Below are 16,776 nucleotides of genomic sequence, written 5' to 3'. Positions count from 1 at the left end.
ATTAAGTGGCTAAACCCGTGGCTCGATTAGATGCAGAATGGCTTCCTCATCAAACTGTTGACTCAGTTCTAGAACTCGGTTCGCAAAGGCAATATATTCCGGCGCTAATTGCTTCAAGCGATAGGCTTCCTGCTGGATATCGGTCATAAAACCACCCTGAGCCGCAGCATAAAGGGTTGCCAGTTCTGCCGCAGGGGGTATTATTATGCTAACCTCATCGGCGTTGCTGACAGCGGGTTGAGTCGCCTCTGTTTCGGTTTCGTAAATCCACTGCAATTCTAGATATCGCTGCAATTCGGCAAGCAACCCAGTAAACTCGATCGGTTTAGGGAAAAAGCTATTGCACCCTGCATCCAGACTTTCCTGTATATCCACCTGAGACAGAGTAGCAGGGGAGGCAATGATCGGAGTTTGGGCAAAGTCTGGCAATTGTCGCAGGCGACGGGTCATTTCTAAGCCATCCATAATCGCCATATGTACATCGGTAATAATCAAGTCGGGTCGCGTCTGGATAGTGGTATCAAAACCTGCCTGCCCATTATCAGCTTCTGTCAGCTTGAAGCCAAGCGGTTCCAACATATTCACTGCCACCAGACGGTTTTCTTCGCGATCGTCAATGACCAGAATTTTGCGTCGTTCGCCCTGATAGCCAATAACCTTGTGGTTGGCGATCGCATTTTGTGTTGTCCAATCCGATGCTGGAAGCAAGTCGATCTCAAACCAGAAACTGCTGCCCTGACCCATTACACTCTCGACGTGAATTTCGCTGTCCATCTTCTGGATGATTTGTTGACCGATGGCAAGTCCTAGTCCAGTGCCTTCGATGTTGCGATCGCGTTTCCCGGCCTGCTCAAAGGGTAAGAAAATCGTGGATAGTTTTTCTGGGGCAATGCCAATGCCAGTGTCTTTAATTTGGAAGCGAATTCTTGAAAGTTTTGAGTTTTGAGTTTTGAGTTCTGAATTTGAGTCTTCTGACTCCACCGCTTCTACCCGAAACGTGACGGTGCCAAAATCGGTAAATTTGACCGCATTGCTGAGCAGGTTGAGCAACACTTGCCGCAGGCGTTTGTCGTCAGCATGGACGGCAGTGGGCAGGTTGCTCGCGGGCTGGTAATGAAACTCTACGCCTTTTTGCACTGCCTTGACGCGGCAAATATCCACAGTAGAAGAGAGGAAGTTAGCCAGATGGAAATCTTGGGGATAGAGTTCCATCTTTTGCACTTCCAGCTTGGACAGATCCAGAATGTCGTTGATCAGGGTGAGTAAATGGGAACCGCATTGATAAATCACCCCCAATCCTTTCATCTGTTTGGCAGTGGTGGCGGGGTCGCGCTGGAGGATTTGGGTATAGCCGAGGATGCCGTTGAGGGGGGTGCGGAGTTCGTGGTTCATGTTGGCAAGAAATTCGCTCTTGGTGCGGTTGGCAACTTCGGCAGCTTCTTTTGCCCGCAATATTTGTAGTTCTGTGGACTTGCGATCGCTAATATCGCGGGACACAACAACTCCCCCTTTCAATGCACCACTGGCATCTTTGAGCGGTCTGCTACTAGCTGTCACCCAGAAACCCTCTGGGGCATGGCGATGACGGCTAAAAATTTCCATATCGTCTACCTGCTCACCCCGTAAACTCCGCACTAAGGGAATTTGCTCTGTTGGGAGCAGAGTTACCCCATCGGCATGAAACAGTCCATATTGCTCCGACCATTCTTCCGGCTGGCTGTCGGGTATTTTGCCAAACATCTGCTCGGCAGCGGGGTTAAACACCAGGAATCGACCGTTTTCATCGACAACGGCCACGCCATCGCTCATGCTGTTGAGGATTAGTTGCAACAGGCTAGTCTGGTTTTGAAACGTCTGGTTACTTTGCTGAAGGTCGGTTTCGGCTTGATTCCGCTTCAGGATTTCATTGCAAATCAGGCGATAAGTCCACAGAATAATTCCTAGGTTGAGGGCGATGCCCACCAGAAATGCCATCATTGCCAGAAGAGTTGTGTGGGTGGCAGCTTGCTGTTTCTGCCGCCACGCCACGGTTTCCATCGCTTCGATCTGCTGGGTCAGCAACGTAATCTCGTCGAGCAGTCGTGGGGGGGTGCGATCGATCGCCCCCGCCAGCCCTTTGGTGTCCCGGAGTTCCACGCCCTGCCGCAGTTCCTCCAGGCGACGCAGGATATATTCTTCCAGGCGCTTGGCAACTGCCTGTTGGCGGGGATCGTTCTCTAGCAAGGTTTGCAATTGTCGCAATTCTTGATCGACATTGATCGTCCGAATCCCAAATTTGCTGAAGTCATTTTTGTTTTGGGTGAGCAGGTATTGCCGCTGCATCTTTTCAGCATCTTGAAATGCACTGGTCAACGCTTTCAAACTATTGAGCGCTTTCAGATGTTCGGCGATCTGGCGGTTAGTTTCTAAGGTGCGGTTAGCGCTCCAAAATGCGATTCCACTCACTGCTAATGCCAAGAAAGTGGCTGCTCCCAGGCCCCCGGCAACGGTTTTGAGAAAGTTAGATTGTTGTTTCATCGAAAATTGTGGGTGGAAACCCCGTGCTTCTAGCACGGCTTTACATTAGAACCTACATATCTCACGGAATAATTGCTATAATGTGAGACATGACACAGAGAGCCTTTAAGTACCGCTTCTATCCCACGCCTGAGCAAGAAACCTTGCTCAGACGCACGATGGGCTGTACTCGTTTGGTCTACAATCGCGCCCTTGCTGTGAGAACACAGGCTTGGTACGACGAGAAAAAACGAGTCGGTTACAGCGATACTTCGGCATTGTTGACTGAATGGAAAAAGCAAGATGACTTGCAATTTCTGAATGAGGTTAGCTGTGTACCATTGCAGCAAGGATTGAGACATCTTCAGAAAGCGTTCTCGAATTTCTTTGAGGGACGGGCGAAATATCCAACCTTCAAGAAGAAACGAAACGGCCAGAGTGCAGAGTTTACCAAGTCTGCATTCAAGTTCAGAAACGGGCAAGTGTTCCTTGCCAAGAGTTCTGAGCCGTTGCCGATTCGCTGGAGTCGAGAATTGCCCAAAGGCGCAACACCAACAACTATCACGGTGAAGCTCTCGCCTGCTGGAAGATGGACAGTTTCTTTGCTGGTGGATGTTGAGATGGAACCATTGCTTCCATGCTCCAACGAGATTGGGGTTGATTTGGGTGTCACAAGTCTGGTTGCTTTGAGTGACGGTGAAAAGATTGCCAATCCCAAAGGTTTTAATGCAAAACGCCACAAACTGAAGAAAGCTCAAAAGGCATTGAGTCGAAAGCAGAAAGGGTCGAACAATCGCCACAAAGCACGGCTCAAAGTTGCAAAGGTGCATCAAGAAATTGCTGATGCCAGAAAGGATTTTCTTCACAAGCTGACGATTCGATTGGTACGTGAAAATCAAACGATTGCCGTCGAAGATTTGGCTGTGAAGAATATGGTCAAGAACCGGAAGCTTGCTCTTTCTATCACTGACGCAAGTTGGGGTGAGTTGGTCAGGCAGCTTGAATACAAGTGTGACTGGTACGGTCGCACGTTGGTCAAGATTGACCGATGGTTTCCGAGTTCTAAGCGATGCGGCAAGTGTGGTCACATCGTTGAAAAACTGCCGTTGAATATTCGTGAATGGGACTGCCCGAATTGTGGCGCACACCATGACCGAGATATCAACGCCGCACAAAATATTCTTGCCGCAGGGCTTGCGGTGAAAGTCTGTGGAGCGAACGTAAGACCGGATAGGCATAAGTCTGATGGCAGTTGCAATGAAGCAGAAAGATCTAAGAAGTGATTCTTGGAATCACCGTGGCGTAAGCCCGGTGAGGATGTCAACATGTCTGTCTCGTGCTTAGTTTCGTCGATCTAAGACCGCAGAGGGCGGAGTCCAAATTTTTGAAATACTGCCATTGCCCGATCGCTACTTAAAAAGTCCAGATACGCCTGCATTTCCTGGAGATGGGGAGAGGTTTTAACCACAGCGGCACCGGCGCGAATTGGCTCATAGAGGTCGGGCGATACGGTGGCTAATACCTTGACCTTGCCAAAGGCTTTGGCTTCTGGCAGAAAGGTAATGCCCACCTCTGCCTCTCCCTGCTCGACGGTTCGTAAGATTTCCCGCACATCCACCTTTGCCCAGACTGCCTTGGACTCCACTGCCTGAAGGATGCCTAACCGACTCAGAATGGGGTGGGTATATTTGCCAACCGTCAGGTCTTTGTTGCCCATTGCCACCGTTTTGAGGCGATCGCTCGCTAACTCGTGCAAATCAGTCAGTTGCACCGCAGAATCAGCCGCAGCAATCACCACAATGTCGGTGGTCACTAACTCCCGACGGCTTTCGGGCAGAATCAGCCCCTGGGCTTGCAACACATCCAGCGGTCTAATATCGGCTAACAAAACCCCATCAAAAGGTTCCCCCTGCTCAATGGCTGCCCGGATTAAGGCAGTTCCGGCAAATGTCGGATTCAACCAGATATTGGGGTGTTCCTGCTGATAGAGTCGATCGATTTCCTCCACGGCAGTGCGAACCATGCCTGACGCAGCCAAATTGAGCGTGACCGCCTGGATTTGGGGTGGGGTGGAGCAACTGCCCAGCCAGAGGGTGAGCGTCAAGGAGAGAAAGCACAATGTCAGCCATCGGAGGAGTTTCATATCAGGTTTCCTGAGATTTCAGTTTCTAAGACCTGGATGGGGCTGTAAATTTCGGAACAGTCACTACAGCGACTCTCGGTTGTCTCTAATATAAAGTCTGTAATATAATTTCCTGCCCATTCATCCGAATCGTTTAATCATCTCGTTCTGAAGTACCTGTAAACTCACATCTTGCACCATTCTCGCTTCACAGGCTTTCGGGCCTGTGAAGCGAAGAGGGAATTTTCTCGCTTCACAGGCCCGAAAGCCTGTTCATAAAAAGCTTATTGAGAATGGTGCCAAATCTCAGTGTCAACCTATTTCGGATAGTCGATCGCATAACCGATTACCGAAAAGCCTAATTCCACTAAAGGAATCGATTGAAATCCTGAACTTGCACCTAAATCAACGGCTCATCCTCGCAGTAGTGAGTCGATCGCAAATTGACAAAAAAGATCGTGATTTCGCTCGATCGCTGCTTCAGGATTTCCTGACATCCAACTGTAAATCCCAGCCAGTTGCTGGTTATAGTGGTTTTGTGCCGTGTTCGCGATCGTGCTAAGTTTAATTACTTATTTAAAAGAAGCAAAATTATTCAACCGATGGAAAATAAACCACCTTTACCGCCTTTCACCCTGGAAACTGCTAAAACTAAAGTTCAAGCCACAGAAGATGCCTGGAATACCCGCGATGATCCAAAACGAGTAGCTTTAGCTTACACGGAAGATTCACCGTGCCGTAACCCTGCCTAATTTTTCAGGAAGGTAACAAATCAAGGCTTTCTTAAAACGAAAGTGGGCAAAAGAACTAGACTACTGTTTGAAAAATGAATTGTGGAGTTTTACAAAGAAGCAGATTTCTGTGCGCTTTGAATAGCAGTGGTAGGATGGTCAGAGTGCGGATTTGTTCCTTGAAATAATCTCAGAATATCGAAGGAAAAGGGAAGAGGGAAGAATAGAAATCCTCCCACTCTCCCACTCTACTGCCTTGTTTTCGATAGCGATCGGGAGGAGCGCACTTGTATATCATTCATATCTAACCGGATGTGATATAATTCATGCTTGGCGATCGCTGTTAATAACTTTTGTAAGTCGCTGTTCAAGCTTGCCTACTTGTTGATAGTACCCAATGTAACAATCTCTGCTTAAAGCTTGTCGTAAACTGATGCGTATATGAAAAATTACTATTGATTATTTGGCCAAACTATAACTGAAAAAAGCTGCAACATGGTTCAGACATTCGCGGTATCGCCCTCGAAGGTGTTCTAGACGAACAGGTTAACCCCACCCCGAAATGGCGACAATTTAGGGGCAAGCCTTTGTGAGTGGGCTGGTGCAAAAAGTCAATAAATCAGTCGCAGAATTAACGATCGCGATCGTTAATTCTGCCGCCTATCCGTGCCAATCTTAATGCAGGCAGTCATAGCGGGTATCACCTCAGTCGGCAGCCCAGGCTACGACTTTGAAATGGCTTCAACTCCCGCCAAAAGTTTGAGCATACATGAACAATTTTTAGAGGAGGCACAGTATGGCTCAAATACTGTGCTTGCTGCGTAAGTCCTGAATATTGCTATTTCCTTGCCGGAGCATTGGATCTGGGGTCTAAAGCGTCTCGCAGCCCGTCGCCCAAAAGGTTGAAACCCAGAACAGTCAAGGTAATCAGCAAACCTGGAAACACGATCGTCCAAGGAGACGAAAGAGCGTATCCGCCCTTAAAAGCATCAGAAAGCATCGTCCCCAACTCAGGGGCGGGTGGCTGTGCGCCCAAACCCAAAAAACCCAAACCGGCAGCTTCTAGTGTCGCCGTACCAGTCGAAAGAGTTGCTTGTACAACTAGAGGCGCGAGACTTCCCGGCAAAATGTGGCGAAAAATAATCCGCAAGTCGCTGCCGCCCAAGGCCTTGACAGCCAAAACAAATTCTTGTTCCCGCAGAGACAGCACCATACTGCGAGTTAAGCGAATGTAAATCGGAATTTGCACGAGGCTGACAGCGATAATTACGCTTTGCAGGCTGGGCCCGGTGACGGTAACAACCCCGATCGCCAGTAAAATCGAAGGAAAAGCTAACAAAATATCCGCCAAAGTGCCGATCGCAATTTCCAGCAAACCCCGAAAATACCCGGCCACCAGCCCCAAAAGCGCTCCCACAATTAAACCCGCACCCACAGAAACCAGGCTGACGAGTAAAGATATCCCCAATCCGTGCCACACCCGCACCAACAAATCTCGCCCCAAACCGTCGGTGCCAAACCAATGTTTAGCGCTAGGAGCCACCAAGCGCAACAAATAATCTCGATCGACCGCAGAATCGTAAGGGGAAAGTAGGGGGGCCAACAGTGCCGCGATCGTCAGCGCAACAGTCAAAATTAAGCCTATTTTCCCCGAAGTCGATCGCCAAAATCGTTGAAAAGCCTGTTGTGGAAATATTAAGTTTTTCTGCAATTTTAGATTTTCCATCTTTTGCTGTCACCAAAAAAACTCAGGACTTATTGCCAAACCTTTTAGGACTGAGATAACTGTGGTGCCCATAAACTGATTAATTCATTGACAAGGGCGAGCAATTCAGATACAGACTCATTGACTTCGGGCGCTTCAAATCCATGAATAAATCGGTTTCTTATGCTTAAAAGTAGCATTGCTCGATCGTACTCTTCTATTGAAAGTTCTCCTTGCGAATACATATGTTTGATGAGAGATACAGTGGGAAATCTTTCAATTGGAATAATAGCCTCCTCAGCTCGTCTACGCAGGAGTGCTTCAATTGTTCCCCAAAGTGATACAAACGCGCCTTCATTTTCTCCTAATAAAATTAGACGTTCACCCTGTGTTTTTCTAGTAAAAATTTGTTGCCAAGATAATAGATTTACTTCCTTGGAGTTGTCTTTCAGTAAAGCATCTTATTCAGTAATTAACAAGAAACGCCAGCCGGTATGTTCAGAAACTATTTCAGCAATTTCTTTCAACCTATCTATAGATATTTGCCTGCCAGAACCTTTGAATTCGATTATATAACCTTCGGCTTCGTTCCTTTTTGCAATCAAATTTGGGCGATATGTCCCCAAATCGAAAGGGATGTCTTCAGGTTCAGGGTCAACCAATACTGTATAGCCTGCTTGTCGGTATTTTTCGGCAATTTTAGATACTGATTTGTCGTGTATTAATTTAGCGGTCATAGATAACTTTCCAGCGCTTTTGCTTGACGTATTCTAACGTAAACGCACTCACTATCACAAGCATCCGGATTCATCTGCGGGAGCGATCTAAAATCTAAAATAGAATGTACCCAGCATTTGCTATTTACCAAATACTTGATAAGTCGAGAATAAAAGCCGGTAAAATAGATTCACCGCTGAGGGTGGAAGGGTTATCTAAACATTCTACTTCGGTATGGGGTCGGTAAATATAAACTTGGCGGTTTTTTCGATCGATTAACCAACCCAGAGAGACACCGTTATCAATATATTCTTGCAGCTTGTCTTTCAGAGATTGTAGGTTATCGCTAGGAGAACGCAATTCTACAACAAAATCAGGAGCAATTGGGGCAAATTTTTGCTGTTCTTCGGCGGTTAAGCTGTTCCATTTTTCCAATTTTACCCAAGCAGCATCAGAGGATTTAATCGCGCCGTTAGGGAGGGTAAATCCGGCGGAGGAGTCAAAACCGATACCTGTTCCGTTTTGTCTTGTCCAGATTCCTAGTTGGACAATTAAATCAAAGTTACGGTTTCCGGTTTCTGAACCTGTGGGCGACATAATGGTAATTTCTCCCGTGGCGGTGCGATCGATACGATAGTGTTGGTTTTGTTGGCAGAAAGCAAAAAATTGCTCGTCTGTCATGTCAATAGCCGGAGATACTTGCAACACTAACGGGGTAATTTCTTGTTGCGAGATGGTTTGAGTCATGGTAAGGAGAAGAGCGTTTTGTACGTTTGGGTTTTGCTGCTATTATATTTCCGAATAAATTAACATCTAAGGAATTGCCAAATAATTTATTAGGCGGTTGATAATTCGGAGCGCTTGGTAATAAATCTGATGGTGGTTGTGGGAACATCGATGGCGATTCCGGCATACATAAAAGTCGGTGCAAATTCTCGGCGTGTCATTGGCATTCTTGCCACGATTGCTCTATTGTACCTGCTAATTGCCAAGGCAGAAATCTAAAGACCCTTTAAGATATAGAGAACAAGATCAATTTAAAAGCACAATGACATCAACCTTACTCAAAACCTCAGCTCGATCGCCCCTCAACGCCCCAACAGTCCGCCATTTCCCCAACGGTCTGACAGTTATAGCCGAACACTTGCCGGTCGATGCTGTTAACCTCAGCGTGTGGATAAATTTAGGCTCAGCCGTCGAACCCGACGACATCAACGGCATGGCTCACTTTTTAGAACACATGATTTTTAAGGGAACTCCCAGCATTCCCAGCGGAGAATTTGAGCGCGCGATCGAGCAGCGCGGCGCTGTCACCAATGCTGCCACCAGCCAAGATTACACTAACTACTACATCACCACAGCCCCTAAAGATTTTGCCGAACTAGCTCCCCTGCAAGTCGATGTCTTGCTGAATGCCAGCATTCCCGACGACGCCTTCGATCGAGAACGGCTGGTAGTCTTAGAAGAAATTAGACGATCGGAAGACAATCCCCGCCGCCGTACCTATCAGCGATCGATGGAATTAGCATTTGAAGTCCTGCCCTACAAGCGACCGGTACTCGGCCCGACTGCGGTAATCGAACAGTTGACAGCGCAACAAATGCGGGATTTCCACAGCAGCAGATATCACCCAGGGGCCATGACAGCCGTAGCTGTAGGCAATTTGCCAGTCGATCGACTAATAGAAATTGTCGCAGACAGTTTTGCAGCAAAAAGCACAGCACAAAACAACAAAATAGATTTGCCTGCTGTCAGCAACTTTCACCCAGAATCCCAAATCCTGAACTACGGGCAAGAATCGCCGTTTACAGAAACAGTCCGCCGCGAATTTGTAGACTCTGCCCTTCAGCAAGCGCGACTGATCGTGATGTGGCGCGTGCCAGGTTTCATGGAAATGTCCGAAACTTATGCCCTGGACGTTTTGGCGACAATATTGGGTCACGGTCGCACAACTCGCTTGGTTCATGATTTGCGCGAAGAAAAAGGGCTAGTGTCGTCAATTTCGGTCAGCAACATGACTCAGCGACTCGGCGGCGTATTCTCAATTTCCGCTCAACTACCGACAGAAAACTTGGCAGCAGTGGAAGCTGCCATCGTCCAACACATCCGCACTCTCCAAACCGAACTGGTGACAGATGCCGAAATTTCCCGCATCCGCACGCAAGTAGCAAATCGGTTTATCTTTGGTAACGAAACTCCGAGCGATCGAGCAAGTTTGTACGGTTACTATCAGTCGATGGTAGGAGATATCGCTCCCGCCCTCAACTATGCCGCCTGCATCCAAGCTCAGACTGCCGAGGATCTCCGAGAAGCCGCCGTCAAATATCTGTCTCCCGACGCAATGGGTGTTGTGGTAATTCGCCCGGACGAAGCATAAACTGGGTCGATCGCCTCAACAGGGCAATTCTGCCATCGCTCTGCTTTTGAGGCATCCAACCGCATTCGGCATTCGGCAGAAAGAATGCCAACGGGCACGAGGGATTTTTAGTCAATAGTGCGTGAAATTCGATCTGCCCTCGCCTTGAAGGTTTTGTATCAAATAATTAATATGAAGCCTTTAAGGTACGGGCGATCGGCAAAATTACCGTAATTTTATGAGACGATAAACTGGGAATTTTTGACGAGCAAGCAATTTAGTCTAGGGAAACCGGGTTTATCGGCGATCTAAAATTTAAAATCTAAAATTTAAAATCTAAAATCTAAAATCGAGTGATCGGCAAAATTACCGTAATTTTATGAGACGATAAACTGGGAATTATTGAGGAGCAAGCAATTTAGTCTAGGGAAACCAGATTGATCGGCGATCGTAATTCTAAAATCTAAAATCTAAAATCTAAAATCTAAAATCGATTGACAGGGGCACGCAAGCATGAAATTACAAAACTTTCTCAACTCAAAAATTAGGTACGATGCCAAAGCAATCGCTGCAGACGACGAACTCAGTGGCCAAATTCAAAGCCGCCTCATTGATTTGGGTTTACTCAAACCTCCCGTAGACGGAATTTTTGGCCCTCTCTCTACCGCCACCCTCCACCGATTTCAAACTCTGATGAAGTGCGGCGAAGCGGGTTTTTTGGGAGCAGTCACAGCCAAAAAGCTGATCGAAACCAAACCAGAGGAGATTCCCACACATCCCCTGATCCTGAAAACTCTCAGAGACACCATTTTTAAATCAAAACCGCTGGCGTCTTCTCAACTTCAGGACTTGGAAAAACAAGTAATACCAGCCGGAAAAGAGTTTGAGATCCTGGCTTTTGCTCCGGCTCGCGGTCACATCAGAGTTGCTCTCCGCAACGAGTCTTTCAAAGATTCAGGGATTTGGTATGTTTTCGGAGCACACGCTCAAATTACTCAAGACGAGGTTCTGTTTTATCCCAAACCGAATCCCCCAACTGTCAGGCTTGGCATTCCTTATCGATCGCAAATGGATAACTTGAACAATCCTACAGGTTCTTGCAATGTAACTTCATTAGCGATGTGTCTGGACTTTTTGAAGGTGCCACAGCGCCAAAAAACCGGGCAATATGAAGACGAACTCTATGAATATGCGATCGCCAAAGGTTACAGTCGCTGGGACCCCTACGATTTAGCAAAGATTGTTAGAGATTACGGCGCTCAAGATTTCTTTACCGAGAATGCAACTGTTGATGACGTTCAAGATTGGCTAGCCAGCGGAAATCCCGCTGTCATCCACGGGTACTTCACGTCTTTCGGTCATATTGTAGTTGTCGCAGGCTACGACAGCGAGGGATTCTTCGTTCACGATCCCTATGGCGAGTGGTTCCGAAGTGGCTACGATACAAGTGTCAGCGGTGCTTACTTGCACTATCCCTATCGCTTAATCCGCAGCCTCTGTATACCTGACGGGAATTTTTGGGTTCATTTTATCTCGAAGTAATTGGTAATTGGAAATTGGGAATTGGGAACTGGGAATTGGAAATTGGCCTTGTGACTACTGACTAATGATACTAAATCCGGGTTCATTAACTTCTTGATCGCTAAGCGGTTGAAACCGCTACCAACGCGAGCACACAAACGAAGTCCGGGCAACGCGAGACTAAGAGATAAAGGGAGTATTTAACCCTGATTTGATATCACAACAGTCAACAGTCAACTGTCAACTGTCAACTAACTATTAATTTTCATACTCAAATCCAGCCAAGTCGATCGCGTAATCGGAGCACTGGTAGAAATATAGTCAACTCCGGTTTCCGCTACGCTTCTAATTGTTTCTAAAGTAACATTGCCAGAAGCTTCAATTTTTACCAGATCGCTCTTTTCGCGAATTATTTGTACAGCCTGTCGCATCAAATCAAAGGACATATTATCTAACATGATAATATCCGCTTTGTGCTGCAAAGCTGCTTCTACTTCAGCGAGAGTTTCGGTTTCGACTTCGATTGTCAGCGGATAGGGGATAGAATTGCGAATTAGGGCGATCGCCTCTGCAATTCCCCCAGCCGCGGCAATGTGATTGTCTTTAATCATCACCGCGTCATCTAATCCCATCCGGTGATTGCAAGCACCGCCGACTTGAGTTGCGTATTTTTCCAACAATCTCAATCCGGGCGTTGTCTTGCGGGTATCTACCAATTGCACCGGCAAATCGGCAATTTTGTCAACATATTTCTGAGTTAAAGTAGCGATGCCGCTCAAACGCATTGCCAAGTTTAATGCTACTCTTTCTCCGGTTAGCAGCGCATCGAAATTGCCGGAAATCTCGGCAATTACTTCTCCTTTTTCGCACAGTTTCCCTTCCGGTACTTGGGGGATGAAACGGAGGCTGCTGTCTAAAAGTTTAAATGTGCGATCGGCAATTGGCAATCCGGCAATGACTCCAGCTTCTTTGACAATCCATTTAGCAGTACCCTGGATGCTGTTTGCGGTAAATAAGGCCGATGTTGTGCGATCGCCCCTACCGATATCTTCTAGTAGCCAGTTGTGCAATAGGGAGTCTAAAACTATCCAAGGCGGTAATATTGCTTTCATTTTTTCTTTGTTGTTATATCCAGTTGAGTTGCGGGAAAAAGTCGCTAATTGATATCTACTAGGAACAATAGTCGATCGGGTAATTTTAGGCAACTTGCAAAACAATCTTGCCGCGCTTGTACCCCTGCTGGCTTAATTACTGTTCTTGATGAGCTTGCCGTTCTTTAGTGGCTGCGGCGGGTATCCTGTTGACGACGTTGGGTGTCCGTGATTTGATGGGTATGGATGGGTTTATTTTGGTCGCAAAGGCGCACAGAAATAGCTAGAGAAGGTTATATGGTCCAGAGTTTAGGACAACGGTTATCCAGTCTCAGAGTTGGGCAAAAGATCGGTTTAGGATACACCCTTGCTCTCAGCATTGCTGTGTGTGGAACAATTGCTGGTTTTGGAGTTGGGCGTTACTATCAAAAACAGGCTGAAGAGCAAGAAGAACACGTACGCAACGAAGTGGAACTTCTACAGCGGCTACAATCTGGTGTTCTCCAAACCCGAACCCACCAACAACAACTGATCCCTCTAGCGCAATATCCAGAAAGATTTCAGGCTGAATATGCTGACTTGCTGAAGCATAAAACTGAAATTCAAGCAATTTGGGCTGAACTTAAGAGATTTGTGGCAAAGCCTTCGACCCTAAAATATCATATACATCAAGCAACAATTCCAGCCTTATTACAAACCTATGACCGTGTGCCACAACGCTACTCACAGGAATTAGAACACCGAGTTGAACGAATCCGTAATCTGAATCTCGCATTACCCACTGATATTAAGCAAGCCCAAGCGCTAATGTTGGAATTTACCAATAGCGATCTGGTACTTGAATTTGACGGTATCTCGGATGATCTGGTGGGTTTAATTGACCGAGCTTACCAAGAACTTGAAGAAGCAGAAAGCGAGCAACAACAAGCGAACGCAGTTTCAGAGAAAATTGTGGCTGCGACCATTGGATTGTCTGTTGCGATCGCCATTATTTTGGCAATTTTGACCAGCCGAGCAATTGCCCAACCCATTCAAGCTCTGACCAGCGTTGCCCGACGAACTACTGAAGAATCTAATTTTGAGTTACAAGCGACTATTGAGCAAGATGATGAAATTGGAACGCTTGCCAATGCCTTTAACCAATTAATTCGCGCTGTTAAACAACTGTTACAGCAACAGAAAATAGCCAACGAACAACTGGAAAACTACAGCCAAATGCTGGAATCTAAAGTTGAGGAAAGAACCCAAGAACTCAGTGACAAAAATACGCAATTACAACAACTCTTAGAGGAACTGCAACGGACTCAGGTTCAGATGGTGCACAGCGAAAAGATGTCTGCTTTGGGGCAAATGGTGGCAGGGGTGGCACACGAAATCAACAATCCAGTCAACTTCATCCACGGCAACCTGACTCATGTGCAGGAATACGCCCACAATTTATTAGGTTTTGTGCAACTCTACCAGAAGCACTATCCCGATCCAGCACCCGAAATCCAAGCTGAGGCCCAAGAGCTTGATATGGAGTTTATCCAAGTCGATCTACCTAAAGTTCTCGACTCTATGAAAGTCGGCACGGATCGCATTTGCCAGATTGTTTTGTCACTCCGCAACTTCTCACGAATAGATGAAGCTGACTTCAAAGCCGTTGATATTCATGAGGGCATTGATAGTACATTGTTGATTTTGCAACATCGCTTGAAAGATAGACCAGAGCGCCCAGCTATTCAAGTAATTCGTGATTATGGTAATCTACCGCTAATAGAATGCTATCCTGGTCAAATCAATCAGGCGTTTATGAACATCCTGGCAAATGCCATTGATGCGCTGGAAGAAGCCAACGTCAAACGAACCTATCAGGAGATCAAGGAAAATCCCAGCCAGATTATCATTCGGACTTCCATAATTGATTCAAAGTGGATCAAAATTGGAATTTCTGATAATGGAATGGGAATGTCTGAATCTGTTCATAAACGCATATTCGATCCATTCTTCACCACAAAATCTGTCGGTAAGGGAACGGGAATGGGGATGCCAATTAGCTATCAGATTGTCACTGAGAAACATGGCGGGAAGTTAGATTGTTTCTCAATACCTGGCGAGGGAACAGAGTTGATCGTTCAAATCCCTTTCCAACAGCAAACTGTTACTCCCGATCAATCGGAGGTTGAAACCGCGTCTACACAAACGAAGTCCGCTTTCGCGGACTAAGAAATAAGTCTGATTTGGGATGATATCTACTAGGAAGAATAGTCGATCGGGTAATTTTAGGCAAGTTGCAAAATGATGGTGGTATCAGTGCGATCGGGCGCGAACGGGATTTAGGGCGATCGGGCGCGAGCGGGGGCGATCGTACTACATAATGGGATATTCTCTTGCTGACATTGGGTGTTGGTGCTTTAATGGAGTATATGGGTTGCGATCGCGAGAAGAAACCATGATACAGCCAGTCATTTTAGAAAAATTAGCAGAACTCCCTGAGTCTCTTCAGACAGAAGTGCTTCATTATATTGAGTTTTTGATCGAAAAGCAGGCTAAAAACTCAACCCAAGAAAAGCCGACAAAGAAGCGTCGAGTTGCCGGAACAATGAAAGGAATGTTTGTTTTACCGCTACCTGATGACTTTGATGAGCCGCTTGAGGATATGAAGGAATACATGGAATGAATAGATTACTATTAGATACTCATGCTTTGATCTGGTTTGTATCCAATGATCCAAATCTGCCAGTGTCAACTAGAGACAAGATTGAATCTGCCGACGATGTTTTCTTGAGCATTGCAAGTCTTTGGGAGATGGCAATAAAGCTCAATATTGGAAAACTCCCCTTACAGGGCAATTTTGAAGACATTGAACCTCAACTCATTGCTGCAGGTATAACGATTCTTCCTCTTACATTTGCCGATACTGTTCAATTCCGTTATTTACCCCTGCATCATCGAGATCCTTTCGATCGCATTCTGGTAGCACAGGCGATTAATCATTCCCTTTTTTTGGTTAGTCGCGATGTGGCTTTTGATGCCTATGACGTTCAGCGGGTATGGTCATAGGTGTGGCAGGTATTCTGTTGCTGACATTGGGTATTTGTGCTTTAATGGACTAGATGAGTATGGATTAATAGTTAGACCTTTGAGCTGGGGGCTTAGTTACAGCGGTTCCCGCTGTTATGAGGTACAGTAGCAACAATTAGCAAACCAATTTCTCAAATGTTGAGGATTCATTAAGTTAAGAGCAACTGCAATTATTAGATCAATCATAGACGTGCTAGTTGGAGCGAACCTCCGTAAAAAAGATTTGAGTTGCGACCACCAGAGTTCAATGGGGTTAAAATCTGGAGAGTATGGGGATAAACAAATAACACTCGCACCTACATCTGTAATCATTGGCAAAATTGATGCTAGTTTATGGGCAGGTAAATTATCCATCACTACTACAGCTCCTGCCCATAATTGAGGGCATAAAAACTTCTCAATAAATACGGCAAATGCCTGTCCATCCATTGAATCATTCATGGTCATTAAAGCCAGCACTTTGTTTATACTAATTGCGCCAATGGCTGTAACTTTAGCCCCTCGATAAAATGGTTTTAGTTCAGTTACTCTTGTTCCCGGCTGTGAACGGGCATGAGTTCTGCTCAAACCCAGTAGAATCCCGGTTTCATCCAAAAATACGAGGTTTTTTGGCTCGATATGTTTAATTTTTTCCCAATACTCCACTCTCAATTTTTGGACTCTTTCTGTTGCGGCTTGGCGACTGTACCATGTTTTTTTTTTACGATGTAGCCCTAATTTTTGTAAACAGCGACACATTGCTGTCCGACTCACCCAATTTCCGGTTTTAATAGCAAATAATTCACATAATTCTACCAAGGTGGCATCTGGATGCTCTGCTACCAGTGCTTTGACTTCTACTTCTGCATTGGTCAGAGGGAGTATGTCACTTTTGTAGTGAGTAATTATACTCATGCAGCTTGTCTCTGATTTCCAATTAACCCGTTCAAGTAAGCACAACGATGAGCTAATACTTGTCCCACATGTTCTGA

General features: G+C 46.1%; 16 protein-coding genes. 9 read left to right on the top strand and 7 right to left on the bottom strand.

The window, feature by feature from the left end:
• Positions 1 to 9 precede the first annotated feature (9 nt).
• A complete protein-coding gene (locus QUA78_RS09670) occupies positions 10 to 2,517 on the bottom strand; it encodes an ATP-binding protein (RefSeq protein ID WP_333304184.1) in 2,508 nt (835 codons plus the stop codon).
• An 89-nt stretch (positions 2,518 to 2,606) separates the two neighbouring features.
• Between QUA78_RS09670 and QUA78_RS09665 the strand changes: the two genes are divergently transcribed.
• Positions 2,607 to 3,779 carry an RNA-guided endonuclease TnpB family protein gene (locus QUA78_RS09665; protein WP_333304183.1) on the top strand — a complete coding sequence of 391 codons (1,173 nt, stop codon included), beginning with the start codon at positions 2,607 to 2,609 and terminating at the stop codon, positions 3,777 to 3,779.
• Between the two features lie 71 nt (positions 3,780 to 3,850).
• Here the strand turns inward: QUA78_RS09665 and modA are convergent, their stop codons facing one another.
• Positions 3,851 to 4,639: a molybdate ABC transporter substrate-binding protein gene (modA, locus tag QUA78_RS09660; RefSeq protein WP_333304182.1), complete on the bottom strand. Its 789-nt coding sequence runs from the start codon at positions 4,637 to 4,639 to the stop codon at positions 3,851 to 3,853.
• Between the two features lie 581 nt (positions 4,640 to 5,220).
• On the opposite strand from modA, the gene QUA78_RS09655 reads away from it, so the two are divergent.
• The 3 genes from QUA78_RS09655 to QUA78_RS09645 all read left to right on the top strand — a co-directional run bounded on the left by QUA78_RS09655 (position 5,221) and on the right by QUA78_RS09645 (position 6,174).
• The gene (locus tag QUA78_RS09655) at positions 5,221 to 5,370 is read left to right on the top strand and encodes a DUF1348 family protein (RefSeq protein ID WP_333304181.1); all 150 of its coding nucleotides are present in this window, start codon (positions 5,221 to 5,223) and stop codon (positions 5,368 to 5,370) included.
• A gap of 19 nt (positions 5,371 to 5,389) precedes the next feature.
• Entirely contained in the window at positions 5,390 to 5,494 is a 105-nt protein-coding gene (locus tag QUA78_RS09650) for a DUF1348 family protein (protein ID WP_333304186.1), read from the top strand.
• 533 nt (positions 5,495 to 6,027) lie between these two features.
• Positions 6,028 to 6,174 (top strand): hypothetical protein, encoded by a 147-nt coding sequence (locus QUA78_RS09645; RefSeq protein ID WP_333304180.1) that lies wholly within the window; start codon positions 6,028 to 6,030, stop codon positions 6,172 to 6,174.
• 13 nt (positions 6,175 to 6,187) lie between these two features.
• Here QUA78_RS09645 and QUA78_RS09640 read toward each other — a convergent pair whose 3' ends face one another.
• From QUA78_RS09640 to QUA78_RS09630, 3 genes are all read right to left on the bottom strand, one after another.
• Positions 6,188 to 7,075, bottom strand: coding sequence for an ABC transporter permease (locus tag QUA78_RS09640; protein WP_333304179.1), 888 nt, complete (start codon positions 7,073 to 7,075; stop codon positions 6,188 to 6,190).
• 440 nt (positions 7,076 to 7,515) lie between these two features.
• Positions 7,516 to 7,791, bottom strand: a complete 276-nt coding sequence (locus QUA78_RS09635; RefSeq protein ID WP_333304178.1) for a hypothetical protein — start codon at positions 7,789 to 7,791, stop codon at positions 7,516 to 7,518.
• 124 nt (positions 7,792 to 7,915) lie between these two features.
• On the bottom strand, positions 7,916 to 8,518 hold the full coding sequence (locus QUA78_RS09630) for a Uma2 family endonuclease (protein ID WP_333304177.1): 603 nt from the start codon (positions 8,516 to 8,518) through the stop codon (positions 7,916 to 7,918).
• 301 nt (positions 8,519 to 8,819) lie between these two features.
• Here QUA78_RS09630 and QUA78_RS09625 point away from each other — a divergent pair, with 301 nt between their 5' ends.
• Both QUA78_RS09625 and QUA78_RS09620 read left to right on the top strand, forming a co-directional pair.
• Positions 8,820 to 10,148, top strand: a complete 1,329-nt coding sequence (locus tag QUA78_RS09625) for a pitrilysin family protein (RefSeq protein WP_333304176.1) — start codon at positions 8,820 to 8,822, stop codon at positions 10,146 to 10,148.
• Between the two features lie 492 nt (positions 10,149 to 10,640).
• Complete coding sequence (locus tag QUA78_RS09620; protein ID WP_333304175.1) at positions 10,641 to 11,669, top strand: C39 family peptidase; 1,029 nt, start codon at positions 10,641 to 10,643, stop codon at positions 11,667 to 11,669.
• A gap of 230 nt (positions 11,670 to 11,899) precedes the next feature.
• Here the strand turns inward: QUA78_RS09620 and nadC are convergent, their stop codons facing one another.
• Positions 11,900 to 12,760, bottom strand: coding sequence for a carboxylating nicotinate-nucleotide diphosphorylase (gene nadC / locus QUA78_RS09615; RefSeq protein ID WP_333304174.1), 861 nt, complete (start codon positions 12,758 to 12,760; stop codon positions 11,900 to 11,902).
• 276 nt (positions 12,761 to 13,036) lie between these two features.
• Between nadC and QUA78_RS09610 the strand changes: the two genes are divergently transcribed.
• The 3 genes from QUA78_RS09610 (at position 13,037) to QUA78_RS09600 (ending at position 15,784) form a co-directional block, all read left to right on the top strand.
• Positions 13,037 to 14,947 (top strand): ATP-binding protein, encoded by a 1,911-nt coding sequence (locus tag QUA78_RS09610; RefSeq protein WP_333304173.1) that lies wholly within the window; start codon positions 13,037 to 13,039, stop codon positions 14,945 to 14,947.
• 151 nt (positions 14,948 to 15,098) lie between these two features.
• Positions 15,099 to 15,401, top strand: a complete 303-nt coding sequence (vapB, locus tag QUA78_RS09605; protein WP_333398741.1) for a type II toxin-antitoxin system VapB family antitoxin — start codon at positions 15,099 to 15,101, stop codon at positions 15,399 to 15,401.
• On the top strand, positions 15,398 to 15,784 hold the full coding sequence (locus tag QUA78_RS09600; protein ID WP_333304172.1) for a type II toxin-antitoxin system VapC family toxin: 387 nt from the start codon (positions 15,398 to 15,400) through the stop codon (positions 15,782 to 15,784). The genes vapB and QUA78_RS09600 overlap by 4 nt, the downstream gene beginning before the upstream one ends.
• Positions 15,785 to 15,898: 114 nt before the next feature.
• On the opposite strand, the gene QUA78_RS09595 is transcribed toward QUA78_RS09600, so the two are convergent.
• Positions 15,899 to 16,776: IS630 family transposase (locus QUA78_RS09595; RefSeq protein WP_333304171.1), on the bottom strand; the 878-nt coding region annotated here is incomplete at its 5' end.

Source organism: Microcoleus sp. K4-B3 (assembly GCF_036704615.1).
Lineage (GTDB): Bacteria > Cyanobacteriota > Cyanobacteriia > Cyanobacteriales > Microcoleaceae > Microcoleus.
The sequence above is the reverse complement of the archived record's forward strand: the minus strand, read 5'-3'. Positions and strand labels throughout refer to the sequence as shown.

Coding starts and splice junctions, on each gene's coding strand:
- QUA78_RS09670 (WP_333304184.1), bottom strand. CDS start 2,517: ATGAAACAACAATCTAACTTTCTCAAAACCGTTGCCGGGGGCCTGGGA.
- QUA78_RS09665 (WP_333304183.1), top strand. CDS start 2,607: ATGACACAGAGAGCCTTTAAGTACCGCTTCTATCCCACGCCTGAGCAA.
- modA (WP_333304182.1), bottom strand. CDS start 4,639: ATGAAACTCCTCCGATGGCTGACATTGTGCTTTCTCTCCTTGACGCTC.
- QUA78_RS09655 (WP_333304181.1), top strand. CDS start 5,221: ATGGAAAATAAACCACCTTTACCGCCTTTCACCCTGGAAACTGCTAAA.
- QUA78_RS09645 (WP_333304180.1), top strand. CDS start 6,028: ATGCAGGCAGTCATAGCGGGTATCACCTCAGTCGGCAGCCCAGGCTAC.
- QUA78_RS09640 (WP_333304179.1), bottom strand. CDS start 7,075: ATGGAAAATCTAAAATTGCAGAAAAACTTAATATTTCCACAACAGGCT.
- QUA78_RS09635 (WP_333304178.1), bottom strand. CDS start 7,791: ATGACCGCTAAATTAATACACGACAAATCAGTATCTAAAATTGCCGAA.
- QUA78_RS09630 (WP_333304177.1), bottom strand. CDS start 8,518: ATGACTCAAACCATCTCGCAACAAGAAATTACCCCGTTAGTGTTGCAA.
- QUA78_RS09625 (WP_333304176.1), top strand. CDS start 8,820: ATGACATCAACCTTACTCAAAACCTCAGCTCGATCGCCCCTCAACGCC.
- QUA78_RS09620 (WP_333304175.1), top strand. CDS start 10,641: ATGAAATTACAAAACTTTCTCAACTCAAAAATTAGGTACGATGCCAAA.
- nadC (WP_333304174.1), bottom strand. CDS start 12,760: ATGAAAGCAATATTACCGCCTTGGATAGTTTTAGACTCCCTATTGCAC.
- QUA78_RS09610 (WP_333304173.1), top strand. CDS start 13,037: ATGGTCCAGAGTTTAGGACAACGGTTATCCAGTCTCAGAGTTGGGCAA.
- vapB (WP_333398741.1), top strand. CDS start 15,099: ATGGGATATTCTCTTGCTGACATTGGGTGTTGGTGCTTTAATGGAGTA.
- QUA78_RS09600 (WP_333304172.1), top strand. CDS start 15,398: ATGAATAGATTACTATTAGATACTCATGCTTTGATCTGGTTTGTATCC.